This is a genomic window from Paracoccus onchidii (assembly GCF_028294535.1).
Lineage (GTDB): Bacteria > Pseudomonadota > Alphaproteobacteria > Rhodobacterales > Rhodobacteraceae > Paracoccus > Paracoccus onchidii.
Genome location: NZ_JAQBIE010000046.1, coordinates 1 through 12,259, shown reverse-complemented (window position 1 = coordinate 12,259; position 12,259 = coordinate 1). Strand labels below are relative to the sequence as shown.

Here is a 12,259-nt window from a genome sequence, read left to right as displayed (position 1 = left end):
TATGACCGATGCCCCGTGGTGTTCCTATCGGCCATCGCCCTCGCGGCGACCGTAATCTATTGGTTATGAATCCTGACCCTAGCGGTGTCGCTAGTGCTATGTTGGATGTGGATGGGCCAGCGGAGTCGATGCGGCCATCCGACAGGCGCAGTGATGGAGCGACGGAATGAAGTAATGTTCACGGGCGATGATAAATATGATGATGGCGGTCATGAGGTGGGGTCGTTCGCGCAAAACAAAAGGGAAGCACATATGACGCATGATGAAGAAATCGCGCTTGTCCGCGACAACCCTGGCTTACTCTCGCAGATGTTCGAACATGTCCCCGGTAAGCGAGGCGAGTTCTTGGTGATCCAGAAACTGCGCAGTCTGGGGGTGCGTTCCGTGTGGCACGATCCATTCGCCAAGGAGTCGGACGTGCTTGCCCATCTACCGGACGGGCCGGTGTCCATCGAGGTGAAGGCGACGAGTAATCGATGCAGCAGTTGGCCGGTGAGGCGTGAACCAGATACTACGATCAGCCGATTTTGGGTGCTGATTTCTGGCGCCAGAACCGAGTCGCCAGAGTTCTGGGTGCTGACCGTAGATGAGGCTCAAGAGGCATGGCAGCTCACCGTCAAAGGGCAGCGGCAACGCGGACGGGTCGAAGGCGACATCTTCAAGTCGGTGCTGCAGCGATTGGAGATCAGACCCGGCGCATGGGGCAAGATCACGGGATAGGTCACCATCGCGCCGCCTCGGCCTGCCGTCCTCGTGGCGACCTGGCGGTCAGGTGATAAGCACGGTAGGTTCGGCCTTCTGGCAGTTTAGCGGCGACGCCAGTTATTGGGATTGCCAGAAACTGCAATGCACTGGTCATACCCACGCTCAGCGAAGATCGCTACTGCCGCCCCTTTCTCGGCAGTCGTAGGATAAATGGGCGTTCTGATAGCCGCCGCCGCCAAGGCAAGTAGATTGTCGCGAACGCCCGGATCGCCCTGCGCCGTGACACCAAGAATCTTATTAGGGCTAACACCTGCTTGACGCGCCTCCATTATGGACTGGGCAAATGTCTTTACCGACCAACAATAGTCGTGCAGGGAGTCTGCGGCAGATGGGGCGGCAAACCAAGTCACCGTTGCTAACCCAAGGAATAAGCGTGTCATATCACTGTCCAGCATTATGCAAGACGCATTGGATAGCACCGCGCGCATCATCGCAACCGTATTATGACGCGCCAGTGCAAACGCAATCCTACGTTCATCGCTACCACGGCAAAGGAATCACGTACTTGCATCGTTATGTCGCGCCGCACCTGTCGTCACGCAACATCTGCCCGCCAGCCTCGCCGTGGCTCCATTGCTGTGTGACGATCACAGTAGCGCGGCTGCAGATCGTCAAAAGTACTGCGCGGGCTGCGCTAAAGTGCGCCAATTGCTCCGATACCCCAGCCAGTATTTTCAGCGCCTCGAAAAAACAAAAAAGATGGTGAATTTTATTTCTTCGGCAAATTTGAAGTTAGGTTGTAGCGTCGGCGCATTTGGCGTGCTTGGCGCAGTTTCACTCTTTCGGGGGCTTATGAAGCGAGTGGCCGGGCGGGAAAGCGGGAAGGACAGCGCCGGTCTTGATGCTTTCGCTTGCGCTGGGGGCGTTCGCAGGCTGCGCTGCGCTGCGCGATATCCGAAAGACAGGTCGTTCCTTGCGGTCAGTCCGCGCGCCAAGATACATCCGCGCCGCATGGACCCTGAAACTGCCCGCCTCAGTTGTATAGACAGAACCCGCGCAGCGTTTCAGATGGTGCGCCAGCGCCTTCGCGTCGATACTATCCCGCACAATCGCATCCGAAAGCCGAGTCTGACGGCCAGCCTTGTGCAAGCCGCTCAGGATTTCGGCTGCGGTCATCCAGACGCCATCCAGCGGGACAACGTTCCCGCCTGCCGGGTCTGGCAGCACCGCGATAGCCTCGATCAGCGGCGCGGTTCCGCGAAGCTGGAATCCCTTCGCGTCTTCCTCGGCTGCCTCGATCCAAGGCGCGAAGAAACTGGCCGGTGCGATGCCCATTGCCGAAAGGACGGGCTGCGCGACCGCTGCGGACCACACAGGAAAGCCGCCGATGCTCTTGGCCGCCTTCGCGTCGCGCGCTTTCAACAGCGTGACGAACGCGCCAAGGATGCGGGCGCGGTTGGCCAAGGTCCATTTCATCAGGTTCGGGTGCTGAAAGCGCCGCGTTGCAAGGTTCTGGCCTTCGGGGGCTTCAAGGCGAATCTCAATCGTCCTGCGCGCCATGTCGCCGTCGGGCGCGACGTTATTGCCGGTCGCGATGACCAGCAGGCCAGCGGGTCCGCTGAACATCTGCGAAACGCCAAGCCTGCGCCCTGACCAGACAGCATCGGTAATCAACTTGGCAAGGTGCGTGTCTTTGTTGCCGATGAATGAACCGCTTTTCAGGTTGTCCAGAAACAGCGCGGGCAGCCCCTCGATAACGGCGGCGGTGATACGCTTTTCCTGTTCATCGCTGGACTCGGGCCAGCTAACAGATGGCGCGGCTTGCCCGGTGACCGCGTAAATCAGAACTTCGACCAACAGAGATTTGCCAGTCCCTGCGCTCGGTGCCGTGATGTCGAACATCGGCGGGCCTTTCTCGCGCATCAATTCGGTTTTTGCGACCAACAGCGACAGCGCCGCCATGACAGCGGCAGCCTTGTCGTTCATCGTCGCGAATGGGAAGTCGGCAAGCCAGTCGTCCAGCAGAAACGCAAGCGCCGACTCCACGTCGTCGAATTCCTGCGCCTCTACATCACCCGTGCACAGCCACAGCGCCGAGTCTTCGTCATAGCCTTAGCCCAGCAGCATCTTGCCGCCGCTCCACAGCGGATAGGATGCGAATCCGGCCAAAGGCGGTAACTGCTCGGTCCACAGGTCAGGCATCCGCGCGGCAACATCGGATGGCAGCTTGGCGGGCTTGATTGCTTTCTCCGTCTCGGTGAAGAACGCGGCAACCTCCAAAGAAAGGTTGTGAGCGGTCGCGGCTTTGAGGGACCATGCGCGGGGGGTGCGATAGGGCGCAGTCAGCGGTGCGCCGCCTTCGTCTAAGATGACGCGCCCGTCAGAATCGCGCAGCTTGGTCCTTGCGATTGCCGACTCGCCTTCGCGAATGATGATAGGCGCGTCGCCATACATGAACGCGCTACGCTTGGCGGCGACCAGCTTGCCAAGTTCGCGGATAAGGTGATTGGAGTCGTTCGGGTCGTGGATGAAGACAACGGCGCGGCCTTCGGACTCGGCGGCTGCCATCGCCTTGTCTGCCGCCTCTGCGTGGTTCGCGGTCTTGGCGGCCTGTTTCAGTTCCTTGGCGCGCTGCATCACAAGGCGGATGAATTCGGTCTTGCAGCGATGCCTTGTGGCTTCACCATCGCGCAGGCGGTTGAACAAGGCGTGGTCCTTCGCGGCGCGGTCAATAGTGGCATCGGATAGCAGTTCTTCGTGTGTCATTCTTTCGGTCCCTCGATGTTGAACAGACGCCCGGTCCCGTGCGCCCATGATTTGAGAGTCACACGCCCGCCAACCAGCAGGACGGACGTGCAACGGTTCCAGCCGCGATAGTCAGGTTCCAGCGGGTCGCAGAGTCGCCGCCCCTGCCAGTCGGCGGTGATATCGCCTGCGGCCACGGTTTCGGATTTGCTGACATGCAGGACGTGACCAGCAGGCAGAACAGCGCGGGGCGCGGTCGCAAGCTTGGTGATTGCGGCACGGGTCGCGCGGTCAGCGTCGGCGGCAGCTTCGACCTCGGCTTCGGTCAGTGACGGGCGGTCGCGCATGATGGCGGCGACATCACGGGCGCGCGCCCAGATAGCGCGCTGCGCCTCGGCAGCAGTCATCTTTGCCGCTTTGGCGCGGGTCTTGATAAGGTCGAAAGCGCGGGCCTCGTCGCGGTTCAGAGGCGGGAACAGGCCGCGGGTATCTGCGACTGGCAGCCGGTCGGGATTCAGCAAGACAGGTTCCCCGCGCCGCTGTTCCAACCCTTCGCCACAGACCGCTCCCGCCGCGAAGTCCAGCCGCTCGGGCTGCCAGACGGACGAGTCCAGAATGCAGCGTTCCAGCAACTGACCTGACGCGCTCACGTCGATGCGGCCATGCCCGCGCAGCCACAACCGCGCCACAAGCGCCACCATCGCGCGGGGAATGTCGCGCGCGTCTTTCGCGATCATATAGCCTCTGGCGCCGCGTAAGCCCGTCAGGTCACGCCCCCCGGCCTTGCAGATATGCGACGATGACGACGGCCACCAAAGCTGTTGGTGCAGGTCCAGCGCGGGTTGCGCATCGGTCAGGATCGCGGCGACTTCGTGCATGTCGTCAACTTCGCCAGCGTCATAGTCCAGCAAGACAATGCCGGGTCCAGAGGGCCAGCTAAACGAGTCACGGGTCCGCGCAATCGCGCCGTTGCCTTCGTGGGCCTTGGTCACGATTTCGACCGCATCGGCGGCAAGGCGGCCATAGGTCAGAACCTGCGAACCTGCATCCAGACCGCCCAGCAGGTCAGCGAAGGCAGAAAGGTCCGCGACGCTGACAACCTCGGCCGGACCAGCGACCAGCAACGGGTGATGGTCAGCCACAAGCGCGCCACCGCGCAGCCTGAATCCTTTGCCGATTTTCGGCGGGTCGGTCGTGTGTATGACGGTCAGATGTAACATTGCTCAATCTCTCGGAATCCGATAGAATGAACGTCGCCAGATGTTCTATTCTATCTAGGTCATGTTGACAAATGACGCAGCCAGAGCCGGATCGACGTGATGTCGATGAAGGCCAGGAAGCTCTCAACAGTCTTGTCGTAGCGGGTGGCGACAGGCCGGGCGTTCTTCAACTTGTTGAAGCACCGTTCGACCAGGTTGCGCAGACGATACAAAGCCCGGTCGACGCCGACGCGCTTCTTGCGTGACTTGCGCATGGGTATGACGGGCAAGACGTCGCGTTTGTCCATGGATTTGCGAATGCTGTCAGCGTCATAGCCTCGGTCGGCCAGCAAGGCGCTTGGGGTGGGCAGGTTTTCGGCCATGACCAGCTCGAAGCCAAGATAGTCAGAGGTTTGCCCCGCAGTGATCTCGGTCCTCATGGGCAGCCCTGCAGCATTGACGAGGAGGTGGATCTTGGTCGTGAAGCTACCTCTGGAGCGCCCGAAACCCTGTCGCGGAGTCCCCCTTTAGCGCCCGCTGCCTGATGGTGGGCGCGAACGACCGTGCTATCGATCATCTGGAGGGCGTGCTGCACTGCCCCGCTTTCGTTCAGGGCGTCCATGATCTGCTCCCAGAGCCCCGCCAATGTCCAACGCCGAAACTGCCGGTAAACACTAGACCACTTCCCGAACTCTGCCGGGAGGTCCCGCCAGGGTGCTCCGGTGCGCGCAATCCAGAAAACCCCATCTAGAACAAGACGGTGGTTGGTAGGTCTGCGCCCGTTCGGGGCGCGGACTGTCAGGATGAACCGCTCAAAGAACGCCCATTCCTCGTCCGACATCAGATCTCGTGCCAAGCTGGTCTCCATCGCAGATACCAGCTTGAATCACGCTCGCCACGCAGTGTGAATCCCTTTTGTCAACACGGCCTAGTGAAAGGCCCCGCTTTACGCGGGGTCTTTTGCTTTCGGATCATACGCCAGCTTTGTTAATTGGCGAAGCGTTCAATTGCTGTAAGTGATTGTGATACAACGTGAATTTGTATCACAAGACTCTCACTGGATCACGTCGGCTTCTTGGTCCGCGCGGCGCTGCGCTTGGCCCTGACTTCGCGCGCGCCTTCGGCGATTTCGCGCTCGGTGAGGGGCAAGCGCCTGTTGGGGCGCGTGATCGTCAGAACCTCGCGGCGGTCGCGTATCAGGATATGCAGGTCAGGTTCGGACTCTTTGGTCAGCGCAAGCAATTTCGTCACCTGCGCCTCCAACCTTGCTAACTGCCTGCGCTGGATTTCTACGGCGTCGGCAGGCCATCCCAGCAGCTTGAACCGCTGGCCGTCGTCATCAGGCCCTGACAGCGCGTCGAAACGCGGATTGAACAATACGACTTCGCTTTCCCCGCGCTCGTTCGTCGTAAAGGCGATATCGTCGCGGGTGACTTCCGCCTGCCAGACCAGCGGATAGGTGGGGGTGACTCCGCGATGACCGCGCGCGAACGACTCCGCAACTTCACGGTCGGTCGTCCAGCTAAGTCCCTTCGTGACCAACGATCCTGTCAGCATCCCATGCGGTTCGCCACGGTAAACTTTCATGCGGTCGGGACAGTCGGCTTCCTGCTTCCATGTCTGGCGGTGCAGGGCCAGAACGCGACGAAAACAGTCATGGGCAAGCGCATCGAATGACGGCCATTCCTCGCGCAAGACGGACCAGAAATCAGGGTGCCGCGCTTCGGGGTCGTATAACGCCCAGCCTGCGAACTCGCCGCCACGCTCGACACTATCACAGAACTGGTACGCTCCAGACCTGGTGAATTCATGAGGGGTCATCCGAGTGCGCCCCCATGTTCGACAGGGCGCGACGTAATGAAAGCGCGCAGGTCGCCAAAGCGATATGCCGCGCGATCTTCGGTGACGCGAACACGCGGGATGACGCCCTCGTTGTAGAGGCGGCGCAGCGTGGTCTCGCTGACGCCGATAAACGCGGCTGCGTCTTTCGGCTTCAACAGACGGTCGTCGCCGTCAAGTGCAGTGGTCATGATGGATTCCCCCTATGCCTGACCAGCCCCAAAAAGGGCGATTGATTAAGCACGGGCGGAAAGGTCACGCTCGCATATGGTGAATATAGCAAGCCATGACGGGCTATTCAAGTATTTGTTTTTAATTGATTTTATAGGGATAGATTGGGGCTAGTTATCCATCAGGAACTTAGACCAAACCACCATCATCGGGCGGCGCTGTTCCATCAGATCAGCATCGCGAAGATATGCGGCCTCAACCTCGTTTTGGCTCAGTGCAGGGGCAAGTGCATCCTCGGCAAGGTCGCGCGGTTGACCAGAAGTCGGTGCCCATTGCCTGAAAACTGCGCGCCAGCCATGAACAGTGGACTCGATGCCGATGCGGCGCTGGACCGCGTTCATTGTCGCATCGGATATCGGTTTCCCGTTCGCTGCCGGAAAGACAAGTTCGCCATCGTGTGGGCGATCTAGGATCAGGCGCGCGGCATCGGTCAGCGGGACACGATGGCGTCGGCCAGCCTTTATCCTGTTGGCTGGAATCTCGATGCGGTCTTGGTGGATATCCGACCATTGTAGGAAACGGGATTCATTGGGCCGAAAGGCGCAAAGGATCGTCATCAAAAGTGCATCTGTTCCCGTTGTTCCCCGGCGGCCCCAGATGGCCTGAAAGGCAGCGGGGGCGTCGGTGACAGGCAGCGCGTTAAAGTGGGTCTTCTGGCGCTTGGTCTTCGGCAGCCCGTGCTTGACCATTTCCAGCGCGGCGGGATTTGGGCCTTGCGGTCGATGGCCTTTGGCGGCGGCGTAGTCCAGCAGCATTTCGAGTCTGCCTCGGACACGGCGCGCGGTTTCTGGCCGGGTTGCCCAGATCGGGCCAAGGGCGGAAACGATGGCAGGCGTGTCGATGCTGGCGACGGGGGTCCGCAATAGTTCTTTGGCATGGGTCGCAAGGCTGTTGCGCCATTGCTGACGATGTTTGGCGTTCTTCCAGCTTGGGGATTGGCTTCATAGTAGGAGTCGAAGACAGCGCCAAGCGTAGCGCCTGCGGCCTTATGCGCCATCGGTGCGGGCATATCGCCTAGCGGGTCAGTACCGGCAGCCACGATGGCGCGCAGTTCTGCGGCGCGTGTTCTGGCAGCGGTCAGGCTGACGGCAGGTGCAGCGCCTAGCCCCATTTCCCTGCGGCGCTTGGTGACAGGTGACGTGAATCGGAACAGCCAGTTCTGCCCGCTCGGCTTGCTGTTCAGGAACAGCCCGCACCCGTCCGCGTTCATCTCAGCTTTGGCAGTTTTCAGGATATTGGCTGGCAACTTGTGGATTGTGCCGCGTGTCATTCGATTCGCCTCGCATGGTTAAGATGCGCGGCGCCCAGAAAGTGGACTCCGAACCCACGCCTGAGCCCACATAACCTGTGAGGGCCTATGGTTTAAATGACAACCTATGGTGCGTTCGGGTCCAGCAATTTCTGGACTTGCGGCGTCTATGGATGTGCGTGGTGGGTTTGGTGGCGGAGGCGGTGGGATTCGAACCCACGGTGGGCGTTAACCCACGTCGGTTTTCAAGACCGGTGCATTCAACCACTCTGCCACGCCTCCGACCGCACTGCCTTAGCCGCTTGCGACGACATGCGCAAGCGGTTGGATTCGCTCATTTGGTCAATGTGATTGCGTTCGCCGCACTGGTGATTTCGACCCGGATGATCGGGGCGAGCTGGGTGCTGGAAAGTGCCAGTGCTGTGTTGATCCCATCGGTTTCGGGGCGCGCGATCAGACCCGCGGCGGGATTGTCGGGGGCAGGGGGGCGACCGACAAGGCGCAGACGCAACACGCCGTCGCTATCGGGGCTGATCCGCCCGGCGGGCTGTGCGCGCGCGGTGATCAGTTCGACCGAGGAATAGCCTTTGGTCGGCGTCATTGCGGTGACGACAAGCAAGCGCCCTTCGTTCAACGGTTCCCAGCGGGCCTGGGTGATTTGGCCGATCACCGGGCGCAGGTCGCCGCTCTGGTCGTAGCCCGCGTCCGGTTCCAGCGTTGCCTGCGGTGGGTTGCCTGAAAACCATCCGAACGGGTTCCATCCGCTGTCGCCGCAAGCCGACAACAGCAAGGTTGAACACAATAGTGGCATGGTCAGTTTTCTCATGGCGACATCCCTTGCTTTTGGGGGGGATTGTTAGGGGAAAGCGGGCGTGGGGGAAAGCCTCTTTGACCTTGGCGCGGACACAGGCTAACCCATCGTCCCAAAAGGAGAACCCACATGGCCAGCGCTGCATTCGAAGATATCGCGGAAACATTCGACTTTCTGGACGACTGGGAAGACCGCTATCGCCATGTCATCGAACTGGGCAAGGCGATGGCGGCCATGGAACCCGCGCTGCAGGTGCCCGCCACCAAGGTTGATGGTTGTGCAAGCCAGGTTTGGATCATGCCCAGGATCGAAGCAGGACGTTTTGATTTTCAGGGCGACAGCGACGCAATGATCGTGCGCGGCCTGATCGCGATCTTGCACGCCCTGTATTCCGGGCTGACGCTGCAAGAAGTTCTTGAGGTCGATGCCCCGGCCGAGATGGCCCGGCTGGGTTTGGATGAACATCTTTCGGCGCAGCGATCCAACGGTCTTCGCGCAATGGTGCAGCGGATCAGGCTGCTCGCCTCCGACGCAGTGTGATCCAGCCGCCGCCCAGCACTCGGGTCGAGTGTTCTTCGTAGAATACGCAGGCTTGTCCCGGACTGACGCCTTCTTCCGCCTCCAGCAACTCGACCTCGGCGCGGCCATTTCCCAACGGTCGCAGCAGGGCGGGTTTGGGCGGGCGTGTCGAGCGGATGCGCACCAGGCACGAGATCTCGGCATCCAGGGGGGTATCCCCCAGCCAGTTCACCTCGGACACGGGCACGGTTGTGGTCGCCAGCGCAGTTTTGGGACCAACCACGACATGACGCGAATCGGGGTCCAGCCGGACCACATATAACGGATCGCCCAAGCCACCGATTCCAAGCCCGCGACGTTGCCCGATGGTATAGTGGATCACGCCCCGGTGCTGACCAAGAACATTGCCGTCCAGATCGACGATATCACCTGGATCTGATGCGCCCGGACGCAGTTTTTCGATGACCGCCGCGTAGTTGCCGTTCGGCACGAAGCAGATGTCCTGGCTGTCGGGTTTATCCGCCACCGACAGCCCGTATTCCTCGGCAAGCGCGCGGGTCTCGGCCTTGCTTTCCAGATGACCCAGAGGGAAACGCAGAAAATCGAGTTGTTCTTGTGTCGTTGAAAACAGGAAATAGCTTTGGTCGCGATTCTCGTCGGCGGCCATGTGCAGCTCTGCCTTTGCGGCACCGCTTTTCCGTTGAATGTAATGTCCGGTGGCCATGCAATCGGCATCCAGATCGCGGGCGGTCTGAAGCAGATCGCGAAACTTGACCCGTTCATTGCAACGAATGCAGGGCACCGGTGTTGCACCCGCCAGATAGGCATCGGCGAATTCATCAATCACCGATTCACGGAACTTGTTTTCATAGTCCAGTACATAGTGTGGAAAGCCCATGCGTTCGGCGACGCGCCGCGCATCATGAATGTCTTGACCCGCGCAGCAGGCCCCCTTTTTCGCAAGGGCGGCACCGTGATCGTAAAGCTGCAGCGTTACGCCGACAACATCATACCCTTCGGATTTAAGCTGTGCGGCCACCACAGAGCTGTCCACGCCACCTGACATGGCGACAACGACCCGCGTCTGCGACGGCGGCTTTGGAAAGCCCAGGCTGTTCAACGGGGTATTGCGCGCCGAAGCGCGCGCAGCAGTAGTGATCGTCATCGGATGTCTCGGGTCTTTCACGCGAATTGAAACAAAATATAGGCAAATACGATGTATTCTCAACCCGTAAGGGGGCAAAAAACCGTTTGGGCTAACCTGTGTTTAAGTCCTTTGACGCATGGTTGTCGTCGAAGTTAAAGGACAGGTGGAATGTTCGTGAAGAAAATCAACGGCCCGCGTATTGTGACATTACCCGACGGGCAGATACTGACCGTCGCCGACCTGCCGCCGACAACGACCCGTTGGGTTGCACGACGCAAGGAAACCGTCGTTCTTGCCGTCGAACATGGCTTGGTTTCCCGTGACGAGGTTCTGCGTCGCTATGGCTTGTCAGAAGAAGAACTGGACAGCTGGATCGGGGCGATAAAACGCCACGGGCGTGCGGCGTTGAAGGTAACGTCGTTGAAAAATTATCGACAACCCTAGATTGATTTGTCTAACCTTAATTCGCGAGTAACAACATATTAACGTTATTTGGCGATGGTCGGGTCAGGATCACGAAGAATCAAGGGCACCAAGTCATGCGGATACTACTGGTAGAAGACGATCCAAGCACTGCGCGCGCGATCGAACTGATGCTGTCAGCGGCAAGCTTCAATGTATTCAGAACGGATATGGGCGAAGAAGGGATCGATCTGGCCAAGCTGTATGACTATGATTTGATCCTGTTGGATCTGGATTTGCCGGACATGCACGGAATGGAGGTGCTGCGCCACCTGCGCATGGCCCGTATCGATACGCCGATCCTGATATTGACCGGATCTGACGATACCGAAAGCAAGCTGCGGGGCTTCGGGTTCGGCGCGGATGACTATATGACCAAACCTTTCAATCGCGAAGAATTGCAGGCACGAATCCAGGCAATCATCCGGCGCTCGAAGGGTCATAGCCAGGCGACCATCCAGACCGGCGACATCATCGTCAATCTTGACGCCCGTTCGGTCGAGGTGCGTGGCAAGACGGTCAATCTTACGGGCAAGGAATATCAGATCCTTGAATTGCTCAGTCTGCGCAAGGGAACGACACTGACGAAAGAAATGTTCCTGAATCATCTCTATGGCGGGATGGATGAGCCGGAACTGAAGATCATCGATGTGTTCATCTGCAAGTTGCGCAAGAAACTTTCCGAAGCGCTTGGTGGTGAAAATCACATCGAGACTGTTTGGGGTCGCGGATATGTCCTGCGTGATCCGGGCCCGGCGGATGAGGGCAGGCTGGCGGTAGGCGCATAGTGCTCCAAGAATGTTTCGGTCGCGTCGTCGCAATCTATTGCAGTGCGGCGCAACGGCGGCGCGATTTGCATCAAGACTGTCGGTAATAGCAGGCTTTGACCAAATATTCATGGATCACATGGGCGACCGCAACAATGAGCGCCGAAGTCTTTCAATGGCGTAGCTGCTTCTGCCACCGATCCTGTCCTGGGCCAAGGACAGGATCTCGAAAGCGTTCAGGCAAACGCGTTCGCTTTGCGGAATCCGCTACATCCCAGCGATCGTTCGGTTGTCGATATGGATGGTCGCGCCTCGGTGCCCAGAAGCACCTCAGTGAGTGCGGCACTTGTGAATTGCTGGTTGTGATCGAAGTTTAAGACTCGAATTGGCCATATCTTGCCTGGGAATCGCAGCCTCCCGTTCTAGACTGCCGGTCTGTCGGCGGCCCGACTGTCTACGGCATATACTTAGGGTCAGGATGCATTGATTTCGGTCGCACGGCGTGATTCACGGCTCAGAAAATGGAGCGGTGACATGAGCGACCTGTACTGGCTGACTGACGAGCAGATGGCCAAGCTCACCCCT

Annotated in this window: 13 protein-coding genes, 1 tRNA gene and 2 pseudogenes; 4 read left to right on the top strand and 12 right to left on the bottom strand. The window is 59.4% G+C overall.

The annotated features are described in order from the left end of the window. Positions 1 to 174 precede the first annotated feature (174 nt). Complete coding sequence (locus PAF17_RS19390) at positions 175 to 720, top strand: hypothetical protein (RefSeq protein ID WP_271890725.1); 546 nt, start codon at positions 175 to 177, stop codon at positions 718 to 720. Between the two features lie 86 nt (positions 721 to 806). Here the strand turns inward: PAF17_RS19390 and PAF17_RS19385 are convergent, their stop codons facing one another. The 11 genes and pseudogenes from PAF17_RS19385 to PAF17_RS19340 all read right to left on the bottom strand — a co-directional run bounded on the left by PAF17_RS19385 (position 807) and on the right by PAF17_RS19340 (position 8,794). Then, a complete protein-coding gene (locus PAF17_RS19385; protein ID WP_271890724.1) occupies positions 807 to 1,160 on the bottom strand; it encodes a hypothetical protein in 354 nt (117 codons plus the stop codon). Positions 1,161 to 1,539: 379 nt separating this feature from the next. Beyond that, a complete protein-coding gene (locus PAF17_RS19380) occupies positions 1,540 to 2,751 on the bottom strand; it encodes a hypothetical protein (RefSeq protein ID WP_271890723.1) in 1,212 nt (403 codons plus the stop codon). A 66-nt stretch (positions 2,752 to 2,817) separates the two neighbouring features. After that, positions 2,818 to 3,471, bottom strand: a complete 654-nt coding sequence (locus tag PAF17_RS19375) for a hypothetical protein (RefSeq protein WP_271890722.1) — start codon at positions 3,469 to 3,471, stop codon at positions 2,818 to 2,820. After that, positions 3,468 to 4,670: a hypothetical protein gene (locus PAF17_RS19370; RefSeq protein WP_271890721.1), complete on the bottom strand. Its 1,203-nt coding sequence runs from the start codon at positions 4,668 to 4,670 to the stop codon at positions 3,468 to 3,470. The genes PAF17_RS19375 and PAF17_RS19370 overlap by 4 nt, the downstream gene beginning before the upstream one ends. Positions 4,671 to 4,729: 59 nt before the next feature. Continuing rightward, positions 4,730 to 5,517 (bottom strand): IS5 family transposase gene (locus tag PAF17_RS19365; protein ID WP_271890720.1). Its coding sequence is split into 2 segments (ribosomal slippage): positions 4,730 to 5,178 and positions 5,178 to 5,517, totalling 789 coding nucleotides; the frame shifts between segments, so codons are not numbered across the junction. 194 nt (positions 5,518 to 5,711) lie between these two features. After that, positions 5,712 to 6,470 carry a hypothetical protein gene (locus tag PAF17_RS19360; RefSeq protein WP_271890719.1) on the bottom strand — a complete coding sequence of 253 codons (759 nt, stop codon included), beginning with the start codon at positions 6,468 to 6,470 and terminating at the stop codon, positions 5,712 to 5,714. Continuing rightward, a complete protein-coding gene (locus PAF17_RS19355) occupies positions 6,467 to 6,679 on the bottom strand; it encodes a helix-turn-helix transcriptional regulator (protein WP_271890718.1) in 213 nt (70 codons plus the stop codon). The genes PAF17_RS19360 and PAF17_RS19355 overlap by 4 nt, the downstream gene beginning before the upstream one ends. Positions 6,680 to 6,829: 150 nt before the next feature. After that, positions 6,830 to 7,645: pseudogene (locus PAF17_RS19350) on the bottom strand (tyrosine-type recombinase/integrase); the annotation flags it as partial. Between the two features lie 101 nt (positions 7,646 to 7,746). Continuing rightward, a pseudogene (locus tag PAF17_RS20210) lies at positions 7,747 to 7,929 on the bottom strand (Arm DNA-binding domain-containing protein); the annotation flags it as partial. A gap of 231 nt (positions 7,930 to 8,160) precedes the next feature. Continuing rightward, positions 8,161 to 8,250: transfer RNA gene (locus PAF17_RS19345), tRNA-Ser, on the bottom strand. Between the two features lie 52 nt (positions 8,251 to 8,302). Further along, positions 8,303 to 8,794, bottom strand: coding sequence for a hypothetical protein (locus tag PAF17_RS19340; RefSeq protein WP_271890716.1), 492 nt, complete (start codon positions 8,792 to 8,794; stop codon positions 8,303 to 8,305). Between the two features lie 114 nt (positions 8,795 to 8,908). Between PAF17_RS19340 and PAF17_RS19335 the strand changes: the two genes are divergently transcribed. Then, on the top strand, positions 8,909 to 9,319 hold the full coding sequence (locus tag PAF17_RS19335; protein ID WP_271890715.1) for a SufE family protein: 411 nt from the start codon (positions 8,909 to 8,911) through the stop codon (positions 9,317 to 9,319). Here the strand turns inward: PAF17_RS19335 and mnmA are convergent. Further along, positions 9,291 to 10,463, bottom strand: coding sequence for a tRNA 2-thiouridine(34) synthase MnmA (mnmA, locus tag PAF17_RS19330; protein WP_271890714.1), 1,173 nt, complete (start codon positions 10,461 to 10,463; stop codon positions 9,291 to 9,293). The two genes, PAF17_RS19335 and mnmA, sit on opposite strands and share 29 nt — an antisense overlap. A 150-nt stretch (positions 10,464 to 10,613) precedes the next feature. Here mnmA and sciP point away from each other — a divergent pair, with 150 nt between their 5' ends. Further along, on the top strand, positions 10,614 to 10,889 hold the full coding sequence (gene sciP / locus PAF17_RS19325) for a CtrA inhibitor SciP (RefSeq protein ID WP_271890713.1): 276 nt from the start codon (positions 10,614 to 10,616) through the stop codon (positions 10,887 to 10,889). A 95-nt stretch (positions 10,890 to 10,984) separates the two neighbouring features. Further along, positions 10,985 to 11,695: a response regulator transcription factor CtrA gene (gene ctrA / locus PAF17_RS19320; protein ID WP_271890712.1), complete on the top strand. Its 711-nt coding sequence runs from the start codon at positions 10,985 to 10,987 to the stop codon at positions 11,693 to 11,695. Positions 11,696 to 12,259: the final 564 nt, after the last annotated feature.

Bases quoted from the DNA above. Each gene is read 5' to 3' on its own strand.
- mnmA (WP_271890714.1), bottom strand. From the start codon at position 10,463: ATGACGATCACTACTGCTGCGCGCGCTTCGGCGCGCAATACCCCGTTG.
- PAF17_RS19360 (WP_271890719.1), bottom strand. From the start codon at position 6,470: ATGACCCCTCATGAATTCACCAGGTCTGGAGCGTACCAGTTCTGTGAT.
- PAF17_RS19385 (WP_271890724.1), bottom strand. From the start codon at position 1,160: ATGCTGGACAGTGATATGACACGCTTATTCCTTGGGTTAGCAACGGTG.
- sciP (WP_271890713.1), top strand. From the start codon at position 10,614: ATGTTCGTGAAGAAAATCAACGGCCCGCGTATTGTGACATTACCCGAC.
- PAF17_RS19375 (WP_271890722.1), bottom strand. From the start codon at position 3,471: ATGACACACGAAGAACTGCTATCCGATGCCACTATTGACCGCGCCGCG.
- PAF17_RS19390 (WP_271890725.1), top strand. From the start codon at position 175: ATGTTCACGGGCGATGATAAATATGATGATGGCGGTCATGAGGTGGGG.
- PAF17_RS19335 (WP_271890715.1), top strand. From the start codon at position 8,909: ATGGCCAGCGCTGCATTCGAAGATATCGCGGAAACATTCGACTTTCTG.
- PAF17_RS19370 (WP_271890721.1), bottom strand. From the start codon at position 4,670: ATGTTACATCTGACCGTCATACACACGACCGACCCGCCGAAAATCGGC.
- ctrA (WP_271890712.1), top strand. From the start codon at position 10,985: ATGCGGATACTACTGGTAGAAGACGATCCAAGCACTGCGCGCGCGATC.
- PAF17_RS19355 (WP_271890718.1), bottom strand. From the start codon at position 6,679: ATGACCACTGCACTTGACGGCGACGACCGTCTGTTGAAGCCGAAAGAC.
- PAF17_RS19340 (WP_271890716.1), bottom strand. From the start codon at position 8,794: ATGAGAAAACTGACCATGCCACTATTGTGTTCAACCTTGCTGTTGTCG.